The organism is Alcaligenes sp. SJTW-7, from assembly GCF_047716895.1.
Taxonomy (GTDB): Bacteria; Pseudomonadota; Gammaproteobacteria; order Burkholderiales; family Burkholderiaceae_B; genus Alcaligenes; species Alcaligenes ammonioxydans.
Genome location: NZ_CP136682.1, coordinates 368,710 through 389,819, shown reverse-complemented (window position 1 = coordinate 389,819; position 21,110 = coordinate 368,710). Strand labels below are relative to the sequence as shown.

The window sequence follows — 21,110 nt, the reverse complement described above, 5'->3', positions numbered from 1 at the left end:
AGCAAGCAAACAGCCAGCCGCGAAAAACGGTTGGCTGTTTGTCTTTGAGCGAATGGGCCCTGCCCGTTAACAACGCGAAGCGACATGCGACGCGGCCAGCCCCTGATCATCTGGGCCATCCGCGAACGTCGCCAGTGTGCCCGTTCCGTCGATGAGTTCCTGATGGGAAGTTCGACACTGCACCGCTAAGTCCTCGTGGCAGCGCCAGCAAGCAAACAGCCAGCCGCGAGAAACGGTTGGCTGTTTGTCTTTGAGCGAATGGGCCCTGCCCGTTAACAACGCGAAGCGACATGCGACGCGGCCAGCCCCTGATCATCTGGGCCATCCGCGAACCTCGCCAGTGTGCCCATTCCGTAGACGAGTTCCTGATGGGAAGTTCGACACTGCACCACTAAGTCCTCTTGGCAGCGCCAGCAAGCAAACAGCCAGCCGCGAGAAACGGTTGGCTGTTTGTCTTTGAGCGAATGGGCCCTGCCCGTTAACAACGCAAAGCGACGTTACAGGATCTTATGTGCCGTTTGCCGTTTGCCGTTTGCCGTTTGCCGTTTGCCGTTTGCCGTTTGCCGTTTGCCGTTTGCAATCAGCCTACAGGCTAACGATCCACAGTCACTAGCTCTAGCCGTGAAACGGCAGATTAAAGACAACACCGCGGGAGCTTATTGGCTGTTGGCGGTTGGCTGCCACCATTCTGAAGTCCTTGCTGGCGGGGGACGGGATTGGAGCAATCAGGGAGCTTGCCGCCGTCTGAGGCTGTCGTAGGGATGCAAGCGCCTTGCTGTTTGAGTTCGGCGCTTGTGGTTTGTCCGGGGGACAAACCACCGAACGAGTTCAAGGAGCGCCCTACGACAGGCTCAGACAAGGGTATCGGTGCGCAGCACCGGCAGGCTTCCGCTCCACCCCCGTCCCCCGCCAGCAAGGACTGCCGCAAGGAAGCCCCCAACGAAAACGATCCAAACCAAGCCACCACAACCCTCTGATTCCAAACAACATTCATCAGAAATCTAGGGTTTTCCCTTAAAAACCACAAACCACCCCACCCCCTAGGGTTTACCCTTGCTTAAAAACTAGGGAAAACCCTATAATGAGGATTCGTAACTTAGACCTTCACCTTAAAGGGAAAGCAAATGTCTACCATGACCACTTACTCGCACTACATCCACTGGAGTGATGCTGTTGAGCGTGGGGTAATGCAGCACGCCCTGGAAAATGGTGAATCCGTGTCTTTAACTGCACTGACCAAAGCAGCGGCCAAACAAGTTTCCAAAGCCGCAAACGTGGTGTTCAAGTACATGGTCGAACTGACCCGCGCCTTGAACGAAGCCCGCATCCGTGATTCCCGCATGTCGGCCAGCTACTGGTAAGCCACGCATCACCGTCGTACCGCTCAAGCAAAACACCGCTTGATGTTGAAAAGCCTGCTGATTTAGCAGGCTTTTGTTTTTTCTGCGCCTGCCAAACCCGCGTTTCCGACAGCGCACCCTGACGCACAGCCCAAGATCTTAGATCAACGGGCGTCAGCACCTCACGGCTTGTCCCCCAAGAAAGAGACTGGCTTTTACAAAGGCAATACCACTTCTGATGATGTAAACCATGCAAAAGGCCCGCAAAAGCGGGCCTGCAGGACAACCCAGCCCCCAAGTCCAGACCGAGAACCCAAGCGTTCTCAATCAAGGCAAAGCGCTCAAGACTTGTTCAACAAGTTCTTCAACATATCCAGGCGCTGCTTGGGACTCAAGGCCGCCTGCGCCGGATCTTCCTGCGCACCGGGATCTTCGATCTTCATCTCATCAATAAAGCGGGAGCGCTCGCGCACCAGATTCTCACGCGCACGTCTACGTTTCTTGCACCAGCTCAAGCGCAAGCTACGCTGTGCACGGGTAATGCCCACATACATCAGACGCCGTTCTTCCTGAATACGCTGGGCCAGAATATCTGCTTCTTTATCCGGGTCTATATCCTCGTCATCGCGCCCGATGTGCGGCAGCAGCCCTTCTTCCACCCCCACCAAAAATACATGCGGATACTCCAGCCCCTTGGAAGCATGAAGCGTGGACAATTTGACCGCATCCGGGTCATCGTCCTCACCGCGTTCCAGCATGGTGATCAGGGCGACTCGCTGCACCAGATCATTCAAACTAAGCTCATCGTCTGCCGCTTTGGACTTCAACCAGGTAATCAGCTCCAGCACGTTTTCCCAACGGGTCTGCGCAGGGCGTTCGTCGAACATATCGTAGAGATAGCGCTCGTAATCGATGGCTCGCAGCAGTTCGTCCAGCAGCTCGCTGACAGCCGTGTCATGTCCTTCCTGCTCGCTTTCTACCCGATCAGCTCGTTGCTGAATACGCCCAATAAACTGCGCAAACACGCGTAAAGGCTCCAACTGCCGCTCGGGCAAGCGATCTGTCAGCGCAAGTGGTGAGACGGCCGCAAACAAAGACAGCTTTTGTTCTGCCGCAAACTGACCCAGCACCTGCAACGTGGCTTGCCCTATCCCCCGACGCGGAGTGGTGGCCGCCCGGATGAATGCCGGGTCATCATCCTCGTTAGCCACAATGCGCAAGTACGACAGAATGTCGCGAATCTCGGCCTTGTCGAAAAAGCTTTGCCCGCCGGAGATGGTGTAAGGAATACGCAAATTACGCAGCGCCTGCTCAAAGATCCGGGCCTGGTGGTTGCCGCGGTACAGCACCGCAAAATCACGCCATTCGGCCTGACGCTCGAAGCGCTCTGCCGAGATACGCATGGCCACCGAGTCGGCCTCATGCTGCTCGTCGTCTGTGACATGAACCTGAATGGGCTCACCAAAACCCAGATCGGACCACAGTTTTTTTCCGAACACGACCGGATTGTTGCCAATGACATTATTGGCTGCCTGTAAGATTCGCTGCACGGAGCGATAGTTCTGCTCCAGTTTGATGACTTTCAGCTCGGGATAATCCTTAGGCAACTGCGCCAGATTCTCCACGGTAGCGCCGCGCCAGGCATAGATCGCCTGATCGTCATCGCCGACCACTGTAAACATGTTGCGCTGCCCTGTCAGGGAGCGCACCAACTGATACTGACAAAGATTGGTGTCCTGATACTCGTCCACCAGCAGATACTGCACTCGGCGCTGCCAACGTTCGCACACTTCCTGATTGTCTTGCATCAATTGCGCAGGCAAGCGAATCAGGTCATCAAAATCCACCGACTGATAGGCAATCAAGGTGGCCGCATAGTCTCGGTAAATGCGGGCCGCTTCTATCTGGCTGGGTGAGTTCGCGGCACGCTCTGCCTGGTCAGGCCCCATCAAGGCGTTCTTCCACAAGGAGATCTCTTGTTGCACGGATCTGAGGCGCCCTTTGTCCGTGGTGGCCAACAGCTCCTGAATAATCGCCAGGGCATCATTCGCGTCCAGAATGGAAAAGCGCGGCTTCAAACCCACGTGCTGAGCCTCCTCACGCAGCATGCGCAGGCCCAGAGAGTGGAACGTGCTGACGGTCAACCCCCGCAGCAGCTTGGGGTCCACCAAGGCGCGAATCCGCTCGTTCATTTCACGTGCGGCTTTATTGGTGAAAGTCAGCGCCACCACTTGGCGGCCGGTATATCCACACTCGCGCAGCAAATAGGCGATTTTCTGCGTGATTACTCGTGTTTTGCCACTCCCTGCCCCAGCCAGCACCAGACAGGGCCCATCCATATACAACACAGCCTGACGTTGCATGGCGTTCAGGTCAGTGGGGACGGTATGGCCTGGTGTAGTGACGGAGGTAGTCATGGTGGAATCAGTGAGTACTAGGCAAGAAAACGAGGTTCAAGGCCAAACAACAAGCAGCGCTAAAGGTGACATCCCGGCCAGTCCGAGTACGGTTTGATGCAAAACGATAGGCTGGCTCAGAAAGACAGCGGCGGCAAGGTACAACGGCATGACAGCATGCGGTACCGCCGCATAGCGCACAAGGATACACCCTGCTGTACCCGAGACGCTCCTACTGTCTCTCTACGTACCTGAGCCTGTGGAACCTTAAATCTCGAGGGGGTCGACCTCAATCGTAATGCGCACCTTGTGCTGTTTGGCCAGTTGCGCAACCTGCGGCCCCCAGTAGCGCACAAAGGCCTGCAAAGCCGGACGATGAGCGCTTTCCAGCAGCAACTGGGCACGCTCGACCTTGGCAACGCGCAATACGCGCAACGGCACTGGATCGTACAGGAAAACCTGATCCGCACCGGGAAATTCATTGGGGTGGTCTTCGGGCAGGCGACGCGCCTGGGTCAACAAACGCAGGGCATCCGCCAACTGTGGCGCCTCGGCTGACAACAGCACCTGATAAGCAAAAGGCGGCAAACCCACGGATTCGCGCTCGCTCAGGGCGCTTTGAGCAAAGCCTATGTAATCGTGCCTGATCAAACTCTGGTAGACAGCCTGCTCCGGGTAGCCCGTCTGGATAATGACATCCGCCCCTTCCGTGTGACGGCCAGCCCGACCCGCAACCTGCATTAACTGAGCAAACAAACGTTCTGGCGCCCGAAAATCATGTGCAAACAGCGTGGCATCGGCATTGAGTACACCGACGACGCTCAGACGCGTGAAGTCATGACCTTTGGCCACCATTTGCGTGCCCACCATAATGTCCACTTCGCCCGCATGCACCTGCTCGAACAATTGTTGCGCACTGCCCTTCAAGCGGGTGCTGTCGGCATCGATACGCACCAGTCTCGCATTGGGAAAACGCTCGCCCAGAAACTCTTCGATCCGTTGCGTGCCACGACCCATGGGTTGCAGGTCCTGATCGCCACAATCGGGGCAGGCACGTGGCACTGGGGCCTGATAGCCGCAGTGATGACATTGCAAATTGTGCTTGAAGCCATTTTGCCTATGGAGCACGGTATAAACCGTACAACGGGGGCATTGGGACAGCCAGCCACAGGACGCACAATGCAGCACAGGTGCGTAGCCCCGCCGGTTAATGAAAACCAGCGACTGTTCACCACGCTCCAGACAAGCTTCCAGGGCATCCAACAGTTGCGGCGAAAAACCGGACTCCAGACGCAAATGCCGGGTATCGACCAGCCGTACCCGCGGCAGGGAAACCTCACGCGCCCGTTTGGGCAGACTCAAGAGACGATAACGCCCTTGCCGGGCGTGATTCCAGCTTTCCAGCGAAGGGGTCGCTGAACCCAGCACCACCGGTACTTTCAGGTCATAACCACGCCATACGGCCAAGTCCCGCGCGGAGTAACGCAGGCCATCTTGCTGCTTGTAAGAAGCGTCGTGCTCCTCATCCACGATAATCAGGCCCAGCTCAGGCATGGGGGTAAAGATGGACAACCGTGTTCCCAGCAGAATACGCGCCTGACCACTATTGACGCGCAACCAAGAACGCAGCCGTTCACCTTCGGACAGGCCACTATGCAGGACAGCCAGCACATCGCCCGGTAAGACGCGCGCCAAACGGGCGCGCAGGACTTGCTCGAACTGGGGCGTCAGATTGATTTCAGGCACCATAAACAAGACCTGCCGGCCTGCAGCCAACGCGTGTTCCAGCACCCGCATATAGACTTCGGTTTTACCGCTACCCGTTACCCCGTGCAGCAAGATGCAGCTACCGGGTTTGGCGGCCACAATGCCATCCACCGCAGCTTGCTGTTCGGCATTGAGCACAGGCAGGACATCGCTGTCCACCGGTTCCACCTTCTTTTCCTTGCGCTTGGCCAGGCGCAGTACTGGCCCCCCTGCAGACCGCTTGCCCAGATAGGCGGAGGGTTTGCGCAAGGGCCCCGGCAAGGATGGCATCATGACCTCACCCAGAGGACGGTGGTAATAGGTAGACGCAAAGCGCGCCATCCGCAACCAGTCCTCCGGGAAAGGAGGCAAGTCATCCAGCAGTTGATCAATCGCTTTGACCTGCTCGGGCGGATAGGAAGGTTGCTCGGGCAACGCCACCACAACGCCTATCATCTGCCGCCGCCCAAAATGCACAATCACCCGTTGTCCAACCTGCACAGGCTCATGGTGCTGATAGTCAAACACCCCCTCAAGGGGAACGTCCAGGGCTACATGCAGCCAGAAAGGCCCGGTGCTTGCCGATGCAGAAATAGCGTCTGGGGTGGCGGTCATGGATGGTGTTTCAAAAAAGGGCTGGCCGGGCTGAAAGCCTGATAAGTCAAGAGCTTAGCAGCCTGTGGATAACTTTGGGGAAAATGACATGAACAAAAAATACAAAGAAGCAAGCACAGATACAATTTAATTTTCAATATCTCTGGAATAAAGATAAAACCTAGAGATATCAAACAATTAAAATCAGGTATTGAAATCGAACCTTAAATAGCAAGGCCTCAACACTGAGTCGGACTGTGTGTATAACTTTGCGCACAAGCTGTCTCAGCTTGTGCGCAATAAGGATCAAACGCTGTGATGGCGACGGCTGTAGGAATGCACTTCATCCACCAGAATGCCCACGGCTTCCGGATCGGTAAAACGCGAGATGCCATGACCGAAGTTGAACACGTGGCCGCCCTGGCCCACGGGACCGAAGTCATCGATCACACGGCGGGCTTCCCGGCGAATGGCCTCTTCACCCCCGAACATGGTCATGGGATCCAGATTGCCTTGCAGGGCCAGTTTGTCGCCGATACGAGCACGGGCTCGGGACAGATTCACTGTCCAGTCTACGCCCATGGCATCCGCACCACAGCCCGCGATATCTTCCAGCCACATGCCACCGCCCTTGGTAAAGACAATGACGGGAACGCGCTGGCCATCGTGCTCGCGAATCAGGCCATCGACCACCTTGCGGGTATAGGCCAGGGAAAACTCCTGGAACAGGGAGTCGGACAGCACGCCGCCCCAGCTGTCGAACAGCATCACAGCCTGTGCACCGGCGCGTATCTGATTGTTTAGATATTCGCAGGTGGTTTGGGCGTTGATTTCCAGCATGCGGTGCATCAGGTCCGGACGCTGATACATCATGCTTTTTACCAGGCGGTAGTCATCCGAGCCCTGGCCTTCAACCATGTAGCAGGCGATTGTCCAGGGACTGCCGGCAAAACCGATCAGCGGCACCTTGCCGTCCAGCTCCTTGCGGATCAGCGAGACCGCGTCAAACACGTATTGCAGCTTGCCCATGTCCGGCGCTTCCAGTGCCATGACGTCGGCCTCGTTGCGCACGGGACGCGCAAAGCGTGGGCCTTCACCGGCGACGAAATCCAGACCCAGGCCCATGGCGTGTGGCACGGTCAGGATGTCCGAAAACAGAATGGCGGCATCCAGATCGAAACGGCGCAAGGGCTGCAAGGTGACTTCGCACGCAAATTCGGGATTCTGAGCCAGTTGCATGAAGGAGCCAGCCTGGGCACGGGTGGCATTGTATTCAGGCAAATAACGCCCGGCCTGACGCATCAGCCAGATGGGGGTGTAGGGCACAGGTTCGCGCAACAGCGAGCGCAGGAAAACATCGTTTTTTAATTGAGGTAAAGACACGGCAATCCCTATTGAAAAATGCCTGTTAATTTTAACCATCGTGTTCGTCGTCTGGGCTTGACGCGGATCGAAAGCGTGCCGCATCGATATGGTGCTTGCGCATCAGTGCCCAGAAAGCACGCCGGTGCTTTTGCGCGGAGCGGGCTGCCATGGCGATATTACCGCGATGGCGATCAAGGGCGGCATGGATGTAAGCCTGCTCGAAGCGGGCCACTATCCGTCCCTTGGCAACTTTGAAAGACTCCTGGCTGCAGGCATAGCGCGAGGCTACCGCAGCGGCATAGGCTTCCAGCGTCGTCCCCTCCTGTTGCAAGATCGTTTGCGACAGGCGCTGCTCCGTTGGGCCGGGGTGCAGGACCAGATCCTGGTTTTCCTGCACCCTATAGTGTATCCGACCGGACAGTCCCGGTTCATTCAAAGCATGGGATGAGGACTGCAAACGCTGGCGATGGATGCGGGCACGTAGATCGTCCAGGCATAAAGGCTCGCGCACATAGTCGGCCAGGCCCAGCTCCAGCAGGTCTGTCAAGGCGGCAGCCTTGATGGTGGCACGCACCAGGCCAAAGACCGGCACCGGCAGGTGCCCTCGGGCCGCAGACAAGGCGCGGCGCACGTGGATCAGGGTGGCCGCTTCGATCGGTATCAGACAGGCGTCAAATCGCAACAGCAAGGCGGCTGAGCGGCGTAAAAACAGGTAGTCCTGATCGGGGCAGGTGGCCGGCGGGGCCTGCAACAGGTGCAATTGCAAACGCTCGCAAGGGGGAATGATGGCCTGCAAATTGCGGGCCCAGTCAGGATGGGTGTGCAACAAAGCGCAATCGAGGTGTAGACGCATAAAACTGTCCTTGAGAAGCTGGGCGTACCCCACGGGTCGCCTCAAGATCGTGAGCTTCTAGAATAGGAATCCGACCCGTTTGCGATAAGTCGGACTTGCGCCTACGTAGCTATACTTAATCCCCGCACAGACGGCTGCGACGCCACTCACTGGGGGACACGCCGTAGCGGCGGCGAAACGCGTGGCTGAACACCGCCGCGTCGGAAAAACCCATCTGCCAGGCCAGCTCACTGATCTGCCGACCCGGCTTGCCATCGAGCAGCAATTGACAGGCGCGCTCCAGGCGGGCAGCCATGATGTAATCGGCGGGCGCCTGCCCGCACAATTCAAACAGCTTGTAAAGATAACGCCGCGAAATGCGGAACTGCAGCGCCAGAGACTGCGCATTCAATCCCGCATCCCCCAGATGGTCCTGCACATACTGTTGAATTTGCAGCAACTGGCCACGCCGCACCTCGTCCAGGGCGGACTCGCTGGGCACCGGGCGTCCGTCGGCCAGGCTCAGCGCCATCATGCGAATCACGGTCTGAGACAGTTCGCTCAAGGCCGAGGGTGACAAATGCCCGCGCTCTTGCAAACCCAGCCGCAGCATGTCCATGGCAATCCGGGCGGGGCCTGTGGTGGCGGAAAAGGAACGGGCCACCGCATCGCTCAGCCAGGGTAGCCAAGGCAGCAGGCGCTCCTCCTCAAACTGCAGGACCAGAAAATGGGATTGATCCTGCACGGCGACTTCATAGGGGCGGGTGGTGTCATAAATGCCCCACTGCCCGGCATGCAATATAGCGCTGCGATCATCCTGTTCAATCTGGCTGCTGCCGCTGATCTGCAAGGTGACCTTGTAAAGAGCCTGCTCGGAACGGCTTGCCAGGGCCTGAGTGCGCCGCACACGCTGCGCACTGGTACATAGCTCCATGACATCGACCGAACCCATGCGATCGCTTGCCGCACGGTTGGAAAAGCCCCGACGCGAGTCGGGCTGTACCTCCAGGGGCACAAAGTACGCGCACACCACTTCCTGCCAAGCGGCAAGGCTCTTGAAAGAGGCAGAGGGAGTGCGCAATAACATGGACATTGCCTGGGGGGGCCCTTGCGGCCAACGCTAATGATCGGGATGAGGGCATGACATGCCCCCTTTTCTTATAGCCCTAAAAAATCCAAGCGTCTACGGACGTTAACCCGCTGTTTCAGCGTTCCATGGAACCGTACAGGTAAGGAGCAGGCTCCAGACCCATGCGGTTCATTTTGGCGGTCAACGCTGTACGCGCCTTGAGCACATCGTCAAAGCGTTGCGCTCGTGAAGCCCCCACCTCGGCAGAGGTAAAAGGCCGGTATTCGGGCGTGATGTCTTCCGGGCTGAACTTGGCCACGATCCAGTTCAGCACACGCGCCAAGTCGGCATTGTCCAATTGCGATTGCGACGCGCCGGGCACCCGTATCATGTATTCCCGCCCCGCCGGCAAACGCGTGAACAGGCCGATAGAGCGGTTGAAATCCGGAATCCCACGATGCGTCAAGCCTTGACCGTCATAGCGATGGCAGCCCGCGCATTGCAGCATATAGTCTTTAAAAGCTTGGGAGCTTTGCAAGTAATCGCCCGTTCCGGCCATCTCTTCCTGGGCCTGAGCCCAAGGCGTAAACGCCAGGAGTACGGCGCCCAAACAGGCCAGGCGCAACGATGTCCACACAGTGATGCCTCCTTCGTGGAGCGGACGCCTTCCAGGCCGCCGCTCACCATGCTCAAGCCCAAGAACGAGCCCACACCCGGCAAAGAAGCGACCCAAAGATCCCTTCTTGCAGAGCGTGGGCACGCTGGCGGCTTGTTTTAGTTTTTCGCCAAACCCACCAACACCGATGTCGTGCAATGGAACGTGCTGTTCTCGTTTGCCATGCACCAGTTGACATCGTTATGCAGGAAGAACTCGTAGCCGGGGCGCTCGCGGGTCTGCGTGTTGCACTGGCAGCGCCCGCAGGCGGTCTTGCCGCAGCAGTCGTGGTAGCTGATCAGATAGTCCTTGCCATCATGCGGGTTGTGGCAGGTGCCAATCCACGAAATGGGCGAAGGCGTTGATCCTGGCGGGCAGGTGGTGGTTGTGCCACCGCAGCACGAACACAGGAACCCGTCCACCGCGCAGTGACGCCAGTAGTCGCAGGAGTTCACCTCGTCTTCATTGGCCAGATCGGGATTCAAACTGAGGTGATCCGCAGCACTGCTGTTGCTACCGCCGCCCGCAGCGCGGGCCACAGGCAGGACCGGCAGCACAAAAGCCGAACCGACCATTAACTTGCCCACCGAGCGCAGCACGCTGCGACGCGAAGTCTTGTGGGCCACAGAACGGGAGAGACTCTCCCCAAATTTATCCAGCCAACGCATTGACGTTCTCCTTTCGTGATACCTGCACTTGCTTCATGCCCGAGTCGCCGGCCAAGTATTCTTGCGCCGAGGCCACGCCCAGGTCTTTGGCGGTAAACAGGCTTTCGAGCTGTTCACGCGAATTGACCAGTCCCTTGCCGCGCACCACACCCTGCTCGTCGATCAGAACCGCATAGGGCAGCTTGCTGATCTGAAAACCCATGCCCAACTGGGTGGACAGAACGTAGGGGAAGGCATCCAGTTGCGCTTTCTGGTAGAACGCCAGGTGCTCGGGCATCTCACCATCACTGGCCAGCACAATATCGACCCACTGGCCTTCCGAACCCTGAATGGACTTCAGAATCGGCAGGAGCTTCTTGCATACCGGGCAGGTGGGGGACATGAAGAAAATCAGTTGGCTGCGCGGGCCGGCCACCCCGACCGAGACTGCTCGACCACGCAGGTCCTGCAGCTCCATCACCGGGGCAGCATCACCCACTTGCGGCCCCTTGTCCATGGTCAGCGCCCCCATGGGAGCGACCCGTTCGTACAACACGCCGATCTGGCGCGACAGGGCAAGTACCACCAGCACCAGGGCCAGTACGATTACCCACAAAATGACATTGGAAATCAGTAAAGCGGTCATTGAGGTCTCCTAGGAATTCTGCATTTTCTGAAATTTCAGATGGGATTCGATCAGTTGGTTGGCCGCGTAATACAGCCCCAACAAGGCCAAGGTGGTACCAAAGAACGTCAAGCCGTCCACCCAGACCAGCTCACGGGCACCATCACTCGCCCAATCACCACTGACCAGCGCCAGCGCAGCCAGCACGGCATTGCGCGCCACCAGCCACCAGGACAGGCCGCCGGAAGACTCACCCAGGCCCGAGCAGCCGCAATCCACATCGCGACGGCCACGCAGCAGGTTCAGCACAATCCCGCTGGTGGCGACCAGCAACACGCATAGAGCCAGCACCGCCCCCAGCGAACGACTGGCCGGCCACAACAGCAAGGGCGTACTCAGGGCTTCGGCGGCCACAAACAACACACTGAACGGACGCACCAGGGCTTCGGGCAACAGGCGGTAGGCGCCCACGGCAGCCTCAAACAAGCTGAAGTGGCGCAGTTTGTCCAGGGCGCCCAGCCCCATCAGCACAGCCAGACACGCCAGGCTGGCATAGGTCAGGACCGGGTCCATATCAAGCCCCTCCCACCGGGTGGAACTGAACCTGCAAAGAGGCTTCTGCCGCGCCTTCAATGGTGCGCAAGAGCTTGGGTTCAGCTTGGCTGATGTCGTAGACATTCACATTGCCACCGTCCAGCGTCAGCATCAGATCGCGTTGCTGATCGATGGTCATGGACAAGGCATCCCGACCAGGAATACGGGCGATCCGCTTTTTGGTCTTGGTGTCCAGAACCCAGATCTCGGCGGCAGGGAACTTATGGGTGCCCTCTTTGCCATCGGGGTGCATGAACACGTACATGCGGCCGCTGGCACGGTGCAGGCCCACCAGGTTGTAGCCGCCAGGCACCCAGTTGCCCGCCTTGTCCTCGTCGTCCAGCATGGACCAGGGGCCCTCTACCTTGACCTCATCTCCACTGAAATCGGCGCTGTAGAGATTGCCGTAATAGGAGACGAAATAGGCTTTGTCCTTATCCAGGGCCGGGGCGATGAAGACAGGATCATCCTTCACGGAGAACATGGGCTTGCTGCGCGACTGGCTGGCCACCTTGCCGTTCTCGTCCAGATTGATGGTCAGCAAGCCGCCATCGCCGCAAATGGTCATGAAACTGCGTGGCCGGTTAGGCTGGGGGATCACGCTCCAGCACCCGGCAGCGGCAGTCACGTCCTCCACATAATCGCCTTTGGCCACATCGACAATACCAATCGAGGTCGCTGGCGAGGCATTTTGCAGCACGATGAACTTGCCATCCGTGGTCTGACGGAACAGGCCATCGTAGTTCAGGCCCTGCACGCGCTTGGGCGGCAAAGCGATCTCTTTTTCAAAGGTCAGCTTGTCGGCATCCCAGACCTCCACCACGTCCGAGCGCTTACCGCGGGTAATACGCTCGTGGTAGGTCGTCATGGTGTAGATTTTCTTGCCATCATTGGACAACTGCACATGACCGTTAAAGGCCGTTGGCACCATGCCCAGGAATTTGCCCGTGGTGTAGTCATAAACATGGACACGGCTTTCGGTCAGGTGCATGAACACCGAGTCCATGACATAGATACGATTTTCCTGCGGGGCAGACACACTGTGCCCGCCTGTCAGAACCTCGCGCGGCTTGTCCTGGGCTTGTGCGCCACCGCCCAGCGCCAGCAAGCCCAGCAAAGCGGCGGCAGTCGATACTTTAAATTTAGACTTCATTGGATGTCTCTCCTCATGGGCGTCCACGCTGTCAGAACGCATAGGCATAACGGAATTGCAGGCCGCGCATACGCGGGCCATTTTCGACTTTCAAATCATGGATGTATTGCAGTTGCACCTGATGGGCATCCGTCAACTGATGGGTGATCTCGGCTGCAAGTTGATGGTTGCGCGCCCGCGTGACGGTGGTTTGCCCATTGACCCGCTCGCGACCGCCCGTTTCGTAGCGGTAGCGCAAACCCACATACGTTTTCTCAGTCAAGTTGGTGGACACCAACGCCATCAAGCGGATTGCCGTGTCTTTTTTCAGGGTCTGGCCGTAGTAGTTCTTGTTATTGCCAAAGAATTCAAACTCCGCCACGCCCTCCACAAACGAGGATTCCCCGAAACCTTTGACGATTGCAAAATCCTGTACGGTGCTCCAGCGGTTCTTGCCGGCAGACACATCGGCCTGTGAGCCGTGGTAGCGACCCGTCGGTGCGGTAATGAAGGGCTCCCAGGCAAACCAGAATCGATTGTCAGGATCATTGTGCAGCCAGACCGCGGCACCGGCGGTCACATCGCCAATACCAGTCAGGCGGTCACGCGGTGCTCCGGGCACATCCAGGGTGGTGCGCAAGCCAGGCACAATCAGCTCATACTGCACCGTTTTACCGGCCAGTTCGCGATAGTGCATCTGGCGGTAAACCATGCCTTGCACACTCAGTTTGGGGCTGTCTGCCAGACGGGCGCCCTGATCGTAAAACCCGTGAGATTTCAGCCCCATCATGTAAACGGCCAGAACATTGGTCCCTACCGGAGCAGGAATCCAGTCCCGTGCGCTGGGGTCCCCGGCAAAGGCGGCCCCGACACTGACGCCGCCCAAGGCCAAGGCCAGAGCGGTACGCTGCACGATTGCAATCATTATTGTTGTCTCCTCAAGAAGGCGCGAACGGTATCGTTATTGTGTTCGCGCCCGTGTACTGAATCCGCTCAAGGCCTTGTCATGCCGACCTCCAGGCCTTGCTCGGCTTTTCGCTAGGCGGCCGGGTAGGCCATGCAGACCGATTTGGTCTCCAGGTAAGCCTCTACGGCCGCACGCCCGTGCTCCCGACCCAGGCCCGATTGCTTGTAGCCCCCAAAGGGCATGCTGGGGTCCAGCATGTTATGCGTGTTGACCCACACGGTTCCGGCCTTGATGCCCGCAGTCAAACGCTGAACGCGGGCCAGATCCTGGCTCCAGACGCTGGCGCCCAGGCCAAAGTCCGTATCGTTGGCCAGTGCCAATGCCTGCGCCTCCGAATCAAACGCCGTGGCGACCACCACCGGCCCAAAAATCTCTTCACGCATGATGCGGGCATCGGGGGCCACATCGGCAAACACCGTGGGGCGTACAAAATAGCCTTGCTCAGGACGCGCGCCCTCGCCCGCCAACATGCGTCCCCCTTGCTGACGACCCACGTCGATGTAGTTCTGCACGCGCTGCTGATGGCGCGCCGAGATCAGCGGCGCAATCTGGGTGGACTGCTCAAAACCCGAACCCAGCGTCATGGAGGACGCCAGATCGGCTACGCCCTGCACCACGCGCTCATAAATGCCTTTTTGTACAAACAGACGCGAACCGGCGGTACACACCTGCCCCTGGTTAAAGAAAATGGCATTGGCCGCCCCTTGAATGGCCATGTCCACATCACAATCGTCCATGATGACCACAGGTGACTTGCCGCCCAGCTCCAAAGACATGCGCTTCATGTCATTGACGGCCTGATGGCCGATCAACTTGCCCACCTCCGTGGAACCAGTAAAGGAAATCTTGTTCACGTCGGGGTGTGCTGTCAGTGCCGCGCCCGTGCTCTCGCCACGACCCGTGATGACGTTGATCACCCCAGCGGGAAAACCGGCCTCCAGAGCCAGTTCGGCCAGACGGATGGCCGTGAGCGGGGTTTCCTCAGCGGGCTTGAGAACCACGGTGCAGCCAGCGGCCATGGCCGGGGCGATTTTCCATACTGCCATCAAGAGCGGGAAGTTCCAGGGCACAATCGCCCCCACCACCCCTACCGGCTCCTGACGGGTATACGCGTGGTAATTGATACCGGGTGGAAAAGCGATAGAAGGCGACAGTAGCTCACCACTGATCTTGGTGGCCCAGCCGGCCATGTAACGCAGCCATTGTGCGCTGGCACCCACTTCCAGACCGTAGGAGAAGAACAGCAGCTTGCCATTGTTCAAGGTTTCCAGACGAGCCAGTTCGTCGGCATGAGCTTCGACCAGATCAGCCAGACGCAGCAACAGGCGCTCACGCTGGGCAGGCAGCATCTTGCTCCATTCGCCCTGCTCCAAAGCCTGGCGGGCGGCCCGCACGGCCCTGTCTACGCCTTGAACACCAGCCTCGGGCTGATGCGCAATCACGTGTCCCGTGGCGGGATCGTAGACGGGTATCGTGGGTCCTTGAGATTCAGTGACGGGTTTGCCGTCAATAATCATGTGTTCGCGAATCGCGTTACGCTCGGCTTGTACGTCCTGCCCCATAGTCTGTCTCCACACGGAATAGTTGATTCTTCACGAATCCAGTATAGGGACGAGGCCAAGCCCAGACTTGTGATTCTGTGCACGAGGGCTTGTTGATTTGGGTACGGAGTGCACCCCGACCTGCGTTAGAACAAATCGAGCTGGGCGGGCAGGCTGGCTTGAATGTCGCCCACGCCGCTCACATGGACGCGGCGTTCGAAGTGCAGCAAGCTGGCTTTGCGATGCAAGCCGGAACTAAAGCCGGTCAACATGCCATTGGCTCCCTGCACGCGGTGGCAGGGCACGATGATGCTGATGGGATTGAGGCCACAGGCCTGACCGACCGCGCGCACGGCCTTGGGGCGGCCCAGATGATCGGCCATCTGACCATAGGTCCAGGTCTGGCCGTAGGGGATGGTCAGCAAAGCCTGCCAGACCTGTTGCTGGAACTCGGTGCCTTGCAGGCGAAAGGGCAGATCAAACTGCTGCCGACGACCGGCGAAATAATCATCCAGTTGTGCCTGTACCGGCAAGGCCAGCTCCGGTGCAGGCACCAGACCGGCCCGTTGCTCGGCGGTCAGGCCATGCACGGTCTCTTGCTCGAAGTCCAGACGCAGCAAACCACCTTGAGCATCGACCAACAGACGCATCGTCCCTAAAGGCGTGTCAAAGCAGGCCGTACGCAGCCCGACATAGGCAAACATGGCAATTCCGGTCCAAAGGCAGAATGCTTGATCATACTGCGCGACTCGAGCCTCTTCAAAAACGCGGGCAACACCCAGGCAGCTTGGGCTTTAGCGTCAAAGAGAATCGACAAACGACAAATGACAAACTCCAGATTACGCACGACAGTTTGTTGAGCGGGATACTCCAAGCAAGGCGCATGCTCCCACAAAGCGTCAGGCACTCAATAGTGAGGAGTTGGCTTGTACTTTTGTGTCTGCCCACACCCACCGCTAACGGATGGGAGTGACGATCAACACGCAAACCTCGACACCCTCAAGCCCCTAACGCCGCTACATAAGCCGAAAGAACCACCTACGGCCAGGCCCTAGAAGCAGGCAGGGCTTGTATTAATAGTCATTGTGAGCCGGTCTGGCCCGGGGGGCCGTCCTCCGGGCGATTCAGGCTTCTTGCCGCAGGCAGGCTGGCTATTCGGGGTTCAAGCGTCCTGTTGTTTGAGCGCAATGCTTGTGCCTTGTCCGGGGGACAAGGCACTTTCGCGAGTTCAGGACGCGCCCGAATAGCTCGCCTGACCAGGGTACCGGTGCGTAGCACCGGCAAGGAGCCAAGCCCGGAGGACGGCCCTCCGGCCCAGACCGGCGTTTTCACGAGACACTCTCTAAACATGCAGCCACTTTTGCGCTCCTTGTTTCCTTATCTCACCAGCCTCCTGCTTCGGACGCAGCTCCGCTCTACCAGGGCCCAAAACGAAGAAGAAGAAGAAGAAGAAGTGACGCAAGCAAAAAATAAAAAACGGATAAACAGCGAGGGGATTCTCGATGTTTATCCGGCAATGACAACAAGTGCAGCAAGGTTTAAACGGTTTGCACACCCGTGACGGACAAGTCCAGGCCCACACGGCGTACCACAGCCTCGAACTCGTCACGGCTGAGGTGATCCAGCGCCGTGGCTGGATCGCGGGTGGCGTCGCAGGCGATGATGCCACGGCGCATGTAGGAATATTTGCGCAGCGCCAGTGCCACTAGCGGTTGAAACTCGTAACGGATCAGCGAGCAATAACGGTCGAACACACGCGCGGCCTCTTGCTGCTCGCCTTGCCGATACAGCGCATAGACTTTGAGCAGAATTTCCGGAAAGGAGAAACCTGTCACGACACCATCGGCACCCCGCTGCAATTCCTCCAGAAAATGCATGCCGCCCAAGCCACTCAAAATGGGCAAGGCATCCCCTGACAAACCCCGCACGGCGGTGATTTTCTGGCCGACAGGGGGATCTTCGGAGTTCAGAATGGATACTCCCGCCTCCTCTTTCAGCCGCACCGCCAAAGCCGGGCTGATACGGGCTGCAAACAATTCCGGAAAGTCGTGAATGACGACGGGAATACGAATGGCCTGCACGATCTGGCGATAAAAAGACACCTGCATCTCGTCGTCCGCCCCGGCCAGGGGTGCGACAAAGATGGCATCTGCTCCCAGGTCCTCGGCACTGCGAGCCTGCTCCACCGCGGCTGCCGTTCCCATGGCCCGCACCCCCACCCAGACCGGCACTGCGCCACGCACGCCGGCCACCACCGTTTCAATAACACGCCGACGCTCGAACGTGCTGAGCTTATGCAACTCGCCCATCACCCCCAGAATCGCCAGTCCGTGTATACCGGCCTCCAGCTGAAAATTCACCAGACTGACCAGGCTTTGCAAATCCAGCTCGCCACCCGGTTTGAAAGGGGTCGGGCAAATGGAAAAGACACCTTTATTTTTCATAATGACACTCAGGCTCAACGTGGAATGACAAACGGCTTTTGCATACGCGAAATCATGCGTACCAAGGGCCAGAGAAGAATGAAGTAAATCAGCGCGGCCGCGACCAGCGGTGTCTGGCTGTAGGTCTCACCCTGCATGATCTGGGCCGAGCGCAACAGCTCGGGCAAGGCCACGGCCGAGGCAATCGAGGTCTGTTTGATAGCTTCCAGCGTATTGCTGGCCAGATCAGGGATCACATTCCGCACACCTTGCGGCACTACCACATAGGCCATGGCCTGGCGGGCATTCAGTCCCGTCGAGCGAGCCGCCTCATTTTGCCCCGGTGACACCGACTCCAGGCCCGCCCGGAAAATCTCTGCAAAATAGCCACTACTGTTCAGAACCAGGGCCAGCACCGTGGCAGAGAACTCATTCAGAGGCAGGCCCAGGAACGGCAGGCCGTAATAAATGAAGATCAGCAGCACCAAAGGCGGAAAGGCCCGGAAAAAGTCCACGTACAGCAAAATCAGCCGGTTCAGCCAGCGATGCTGCTGATAGTGCACAGCGGCAATCACCAGACCCAGCAAGGCAGCCAGCGGCACGATAATGACCGAGAGCTTGACGGTCAGCCACAAGCCCTGCAGCAACAAGGGCCAACTGGCGGCGAGAATCGTCGGATTGAGGAAGGTATCGATCAATTCCATCGCGCATCCCTCCTACGATTTGATCGCATAGCGCCGTTCCAGCACCCGCGTGAGATACACGAAGGGGAAGAAAATCAGGCAGAACAAAAAGGCCCCGGCCGTAAAGGCGGTGGGGTTGGCAATGGTGGACTGAATGTTGCTGGAGACGTTAAGCAATTCAGGCACAGCGATGACCGAGCCCAGCGTGGTGCCTTTGGTAATCCCGATGGCACGATTGGTCAGTGGGGGAATCGCCAGCCGCACGGCCTGCGGCAAGATGATGGCAAACAGCGTCTGGCTGAAACCCATGCCTGTCGAGCGCCCCGCTTCCCATTGCCCGGTCGGCACCGCTGCAATACCGGACCAAAAGATCTCTTCCGCAAAGGCGGACAGCACCAGACTCAAGGCCAGCACCGTGGCTGGCATAGGATCGATCACAATCCCCACAGACGGCAAAGCAAAAAAGACCAACACAATAATGACCAGTTGTGGAATCGCACGGAATACGTCCACATACAGCGTCATCAGGATATTGACTGGACGCCAGCCATAACAGCGCAGCACCGCCAGTGCCAGACCCAGGGCCGTGCCCAGAACCACGGTCATGACGGCCATTTGCAGCGTCACCCAAAAGCCCTGCAATATCTCAGGCAGGTAGGGGCTGATCAGCGTCCAGTTAAAGAAGTAATAAAGAATCTGCTCCATGGCGGGCCTCAGTGCATGCGGCTCAGAAAATCCTGAATGCGCTTGTGACGCGGCTGGCCCAAAATGTCCTCGGGACTGCCTTGATCCAGAATCACACCCTGGTCCATGAATACAATGCGGTCCCCCACCTCGCGGGCAAAATGCATTTCGTGGGTCACAATCACCATGGTCATGCCTGCATCACGGGTACGTTTCATCACGTTCAGCACTTCCCCCACCAGTTCAGGGTCCAGGCCCGAAGTAGGTTCATCAAACAGCATGACTTTGGGCTCCAGCGCCAGCGCACGGGCAATGCCCACACGTTGCTGCTGACCGCCGGACAACTGGCTGGGATAGTGCTCCATGCGCTGGGCCAGACCGACCTGCTCCAGGTGATGACGGGCCAGTTCCTCGGCCTGTGGCTTGGGTACTTTTTTCACCTTGCGCAACGCCAGCATCACATTGCCCAGCGCCGTCATATGCGGGTACAGATGGATGCCCTGAAACACCATGCCTATGTTTTGGCGCACCTGATTCAGATCGGTGCGAGGGCAGGTCACTTCATTGCCCGCCACCATAATCGTGCCGCTGGTGGGGGTCTCCAGACGGTTGATGCAACGCAGGCAGGTACTTTTTCCCGAACCCGACCCGCCAATCATCACAAGAACTTCGCCGGTGTTGACGCTCAGGTCTATGCCTTTAAGAATTTCGGCCTGCCCAAAGGATTTGCGCAAGCCCTGGATGCGGACAATCTCACTCATGGTCGCTCCTTGACCGCCTGCCATCCGGGCAGGCGGGAACCGGCCCAGCAGGGCCGTATAGCTGGAAAATCAGCGCAAAAGCGCCTTAAGGACGGGAGCAGTCGGGGGTGTGCCCGGTGGGCTCGTAGCCGGGATAATCAGGCACGCCATAGCCGGGGAAGATCACCGTCATGGCGGTGCCGGCATTGGGTTCAGTGCCAAACCATTTCATGTGCAGCTTGGACAGCGATCCATCCTGCTTCATGCATTCCAGCACTTCGTCGACACGATTGCGCAAAGCCGTATCGTCCTTGCGAAACGCAAAGGCATAGTTGGCTTCGGTCGTCATGTCGTACACCGGTGCCAGAGCAGGGGTTTGCGTGGCAATGTAACGGGCCAATGGCGTTTCGGACATATTGGCAAACGCGCGGCCAATAGCCACCGCCTGCACCGCATCGGTATTCTTGTTGAAACGCTGGATCTTGTAGCCGTATTTATCCTGGTTATCCTGCAACCAGCGATCCGAGAAACTGCCATTATTGACAGCAATCGTCTTGCCTTTCAGATCATCCAGCGTATTGACCGTTGCGCCTTTTTTAGCCAGAAAGCTCAGACCGCCTGCCATATACGGCTCGGCAAACAGCATTTGCTCGGCCCGTTCCCGTGTGGTGTTGGTGGGCGCCGCCACCATGTCGTAGCGACTGGAAAACAGGCCCGCAAAAATGGCGGAAAACGGCGTGTCGATGACCTCGGCACCGTCATAGCCCATGCGCTGGGCTACTTCCTGGGTCAGATCGTTGGAAAAACCATCCAGCTTGCCATCGGCGCCGCGCATGAAAAACGGCACCAGGCCCACATCCGCGGCCACTTTGAACTTTTTGCCCTGATTGGGATTGTCCGCCTGTGCAGGCAGGCTCAAGGCCAGACTTGCAGCGACAGCCGCCAGCATCACACCCGCTTTCCTGCCCAGACGGGCACGTCCCAAACGGGCATGTCCCCCTTGAGAGGGAGTACGTGTGCGAGAAATAGCCGCGACCCACGCGGCAATGGTGTTTACACCTTGCATATTGTTGTCTC

The 21,110-nt window shown here is 58.2% G+C and carries 20 protein-coding genes; 2 read left to right on the top strand and 18 right to left on the bottom strand.

From position 1 onward, the window contains the following. The first annotated feature begins 84 nt into the window (after nucleotides 1-84). Complete coding sequence (locus RSQ48_RS01730) at nucleotides 85-189, top strand: glutamate synthase (protein WP_131071210.1); 105 nt, start codon at nucleotides 85-87, stop codon at nucleotides 187-189. A 935-nt stretch (nucleotides 190-1,124) separates the two neighbouring features. Next, entirely contained in the window at nucleotides 1,125-1,361 is a 237-nt protein-coding gene (locus RSQ48_RS01725) for a hypothetical protein (RefSeq protein ID WP_022983381.1), read from the top strand. A 320-nt stretch (nucleotides 1,362-1,681) separates the two neighbouring features. Here RSQ48_RS01725 and RSQ48_RS01720 read toward each other — a convergent pair whose 3' ends face one another. The 18 genes from RSQ48_RS01720 to RSQ48_RS01635 form a co-directional block, all read right to left on the bottom strand. Continuing rightward, nucleotides 1,682-3,757, bottom strand: a complete 2,076-nt coding sequence (locus RSQ48_RS01720) for a UvrD-helicase domain-containing protein (RefSeq protein WP_059318490.1) — start codon at nucleotides 3,755-3,757, stop codon at nucleotides 1,682-1,684. Between the two features lie 246 nt (nucleotides 3,758-4,003). Next, nucleotides 4,004-6,097: a primosomal protein N' gene (locus tag RSQ48_RS01715; RefSeq protein ID WP_415302075.1), complete on the bottom strand. Its 2,094-nt coding sequence runs from the start codon at nucleotides 6,095-6,097 to the stop codon at nucleotides 4,004-4,006. 285 nt (nucleotides 6,098-6,382) lie between these two features. Next, complete coding sequence (hemE, locus tag RSQ48_RS01710; protein ID WP_003804336.1) at nucleotides 6,383-7,459, bottom strand: uroporphyrinogen decarboxylase; 1,077 nt, start codon at nucleotides 7,457-7,459, stop codon at nucleotides 6,383-6,385. Between the two features lie 31 nt (nucleotides 7,460-7,490). Then, a complete protein-coding gene (locus tag RSQ48_RS01705; protein ID WP_003804338.1) occupies nucleotides 7,491-8,294 on the bottom strand; it encodes a hypothetical protein in 804 nt (267 codons plus the stop codon). A 115-nt stretch (nucleotides 8,295-8,409) separates the two neighbouring features. Then, the gene (locus RSQ48_RS01700) at nucleotides 8,410-9,360 is read right to left on the bottom strand and encodes a helix-turn-helix domain-containing protein (protein WP_003804340.1); all 951 of its coding nucleotides are present in this window, start codon (nucleotides 9,358-9,360) and stop codon (nucleotides 8,410-8,412) included. A gap of 118 nt (nucleotides 9,361-9,478) precedes the next feature. Then, complete coding sequence (locus RSQ48_RS01695; RefSeq protein WP_003804341.1) at nucleotides 9,479-9,979, bottom strand: hypothetical protein; 501 nt, start codon at nucleotides 9,977-9,979, stop codon at nucleotides 9,479-9,481. A gap of 137 nt (nucleotides 9,980-10,116) precedes the next feature. Next, nucleotides 10,117-10,665 carry a methylamine dehydrogenase light chain gene (locus tag RSQ48_RS01690; RefSeq protein ID WP_003804342.1) on the bottom strand — a complete coding sequence of 183 codons (549 nt, stop codon included), beginning with the start codon at nucleotides 10,663-10,665 and terminating at the stop codon, nucleotides 10,117-10,119. Then, nucleotides 10,649-11,290 (bottom strand): methylamine dehydrogenase accessory protein MauD, encoded by a 642-nt coding sequence (gene mauD / locus RSQ48_RS01685; protein WP_003804344.1) that lies wholly within the window; start codon nucleotides 11,288-11,290, stop codon nucleotides 10,649-10,651. Before mauD ends, RSQ48_RS01690 begins: the two co-directional genes overlap by 17 nt. A gap of 9 nt (nucleotides 11,291-11,299) precedes the next feature. Continuing rightward, a complete protein-coding gene (locus RSQ48_RS01680) occupies nucleotides 11,300-11,842 on the bottom strand; it encodes a MauE/DoxX family redox-associated membrane protein (protein WP_003804345.1) in 543 nt (180 codons plus the stop codon). Between the two features lies 1 nt (nucleotide 11,843). Then, nucleotides 11,844-13,016 carry an amine dehydrogenase large subunit gene (locus RSQ48_RS01675; RefSeq protein WP_003804346.1) on the bottom strand — a complete coding sequence of 391 codons (1,173 nt, stop codon included), beginning with the start codon at nucleotides 13,014-13,016 and terminating at the stop codon, nucleotides 11,844-11,846. Between the two features lie 31 nt (nucleotides 13,017-13,047). Then, entirely contained in the window at nucleotides 13,048-13,920 is an 873-nt protein-coding gene (locus RSQ48_RS01670) for a transporter (RefSeq protein WP_301606473.1), read from the bottom strand. 113 nt (nucleotides 13,921-14,033) lie between these two features. Then, a complete protein-coding gene (locus tag RSQ48_RS01665; RefSeq protein ID WP_003804351.1) occupies nucleotides 14,034-15,524 on the bottom strand; it encodes an aldehyde dehydrogenase family protein in 1,491 nt (496 codons plus the stop codon). 125 nt (nucleotides 15,525-15,649) lie between these two features. Beyond that, nucleotides 15,650-16,207, bottom strand: coding sequence for a methylated-DNA--[protein]-cysteine S-methyltransferase (locus tag RSQ48_RS01660; RefSeq protein ID WP_415302074.1), 558 nt, complete (start codon nucleotides 16,205-16,207; stop codon nucleotides 15,650-15,652). 834 nt (nucleotides 16,208-17,041) lie between these two features. After that, entirely contained in the window at nucleotides 17,042-17,947 is a 906-nt protein-coding gene (locus tag RSQ48_RS01655; RefSeq protein ID WP_415302073.1) for a dihydrodipicolinate synthase family protein, read from the bottom strand. Nucleotides 17,948-17,961: 14 nt separating this feature from the next. Next, on the bottom strand, nucleotides 17,962-18,630 hold the full coding sequence (locus RSQ48_RS01650; RefSeq protein ID WP_003804356.1) for an amino acid ABC transporter permease: 669 nt from the start codon (nucleotides 18,628-18,630) through the stop codon (nucleotides 17,962-17,964). A gap of 12 nt (nucleotides 18,631-18,642) precedes the next feature. After that, nucleotides 18,643-19,314, bottom strand: a complete 672-nt coding sequence (locus RSQ48_RS01645; protein WP_003804358.1) for an amino acid ABC transporter permease — start codon at nucleotides 19,312-19,314, stop codon at nucleotides 18,643-18,645. A gap of 8 nt (nucleotides 19,315-19,322) precedes the next feature. Then, complete coding sequence (locus RSQ48_RS01640; RefSeq protein WP_415302072.1) at nucleotides 19,323-20,054, bottom strand: amino acid ABC transporter ATP-binding protein; 732 nt, start codon at nucleotides 20,052-20,054, stop codon at nucleotides 19,323-19,325. Nucleotides 20,055-20,139: 85 nt separating this feature from the next. Beyond that, nucleotides 20,140-21,099 carry a substrate-binding periplasmic protein gene (locus RSQ48_RS01635; protein ID WP_415302071.1) on the bottom strand — a complete coding sequence of 320 codons (960 nt, stop codon included), beginning with the start codon at nucleotides 21,097-21,099 and terminating at the stop codon, nucleotides 20,140-20,142. Between the last annotated feature and the right edge of the window lie 11 nt (nucleotides 21,100-21,110).

Bases quoted from the DNA above. Each gene is read 5' to 3' on its own strand.
- RSQ48_RS01705 (WP_003804338.1), bottom strand. From the start codon at position 8,294: ATGCGTCTACACCTCGATTGCGCTTTGTTGCACACCCATCCTGACTGG.
- RSQ48_RS01660 (WP_415302074.1), bottom strand. From the start codon at position 16,207: ATGTTTGCCTATGTCGGGCTGCGTACGGCCTGCTTTGACACGCCTTTA.
- RSQ48_RS01670 (WP_301606473.1), bottom strand. From the start codon at position 13,920: ATGATTGCAATCGTGCAGCGTACCGCTCTGGCCTTGGCCTTGGGCGGC.
- RSQ48_RS01720 (WP_059318490.1), bottom strand. From the start codon at position 3,757: ATGACTACCTCCGTCACTACACCAGGCCATACCGTCCCCACTGACCTG.
- RSQ48_RS01665 (WP_003804351.1), bottom strand. From the start codon at position 15,524: ATGGGGCAGGACGTACAAGCCGAGCGTAACGCGATTCGCGAACACATG.
- RSQ48_RS01690 (WP_003804342.1), bottom strand. From the start codon at position 10,665: ATGCGTTGGCTGGATAAATTTGGGGAGAGTCTCTCCCGTTCTGTGGCC.
- RSQ48_RS01700 (WP_003804340.1), bottom strand. From the start codon at position 9,360: ATGTTATTGCGCACTCCCTCTGCCTCTTTCAAGAGCCTTGCCGCTTGG.
- RSQ48_RS01645 (WP_003804358.1), bottom strand. From the start codon at position 19,314: ATGGAGCAGATTCTTTATTACTTCTTTAACTGGACGCTGATCAGCCCC.
- mauD (WP_003804344.1), bottom strand. From the start codon at position 11,290: ATGACCGCTTTACTGATTTCCAATGTCATTTTGTGGGTAATCGTACTG.
- RSQ48_RS01715 (WP_415302075.1), bottom strand. From the start codon at position 6,097: ATGACCGCCACCCCAGACGCTATTTCTGCATCGGCAAGCACCGGGCCT.
- RSQ48_RS01640 (WP_415302072.1), bottom strand. From the start codon at position 20,054: ATGAGTGAGATTGTCCGCATCCAGGGCTTGCGCAAATCCTTTGGGCAG.
- RSQ48_RS01675 (WP_003804346.1), bottom strand. From the start codon at position 13,016: ATGAAGTCTAAATTTAAAGTATCGACTGCCGCCGCTTTGCTGGGCTTG.
- RSQ48_RS01655 (WP_415302073.1), bottom strand. From the start codon at position 17,947: ATGAAAAATAAAGGTGTCTTTTCCATTTGCCCGACCCCTTTCAAACCG.
- RSQ48_RS01635 (WP_415302071.1), bottom strand. From the start codon at position 21,099: ATGCAAGGTGTAAACACCATTGCCGCGTGGGTCGCGGCTATTTCTCGC.
- RSQ48_RS01725 (WP_022983381.1), top strand. From the start codon at position 1,125: ATGTCTACCATGACCACTTACTCGCACTACATCCACTGGAGTGATGCT.
- RSQ48_RS01650 (WP_003804356.1), bottom strand. From the start codon at position 18,630: ATGGAATTGATCGATACCTTCCTCAATCCGACGATTCTCGCCGCCAGT.
- RSQ48_RS01680 (WP_003804345.1), bottom strand. From the start codon at position 11,842: ATGGACCCGGTCCTGACCTATGCCAGCCTGGCGTGTCTGGCTGTGCTG.
- RSQ48_RS01730 (WP_131071210.1), top strand. From the start codon at position 85: ATGCGACGCGGCCAGCCCCTGATCATCTGGGCCATCCGCGAACGTCGC.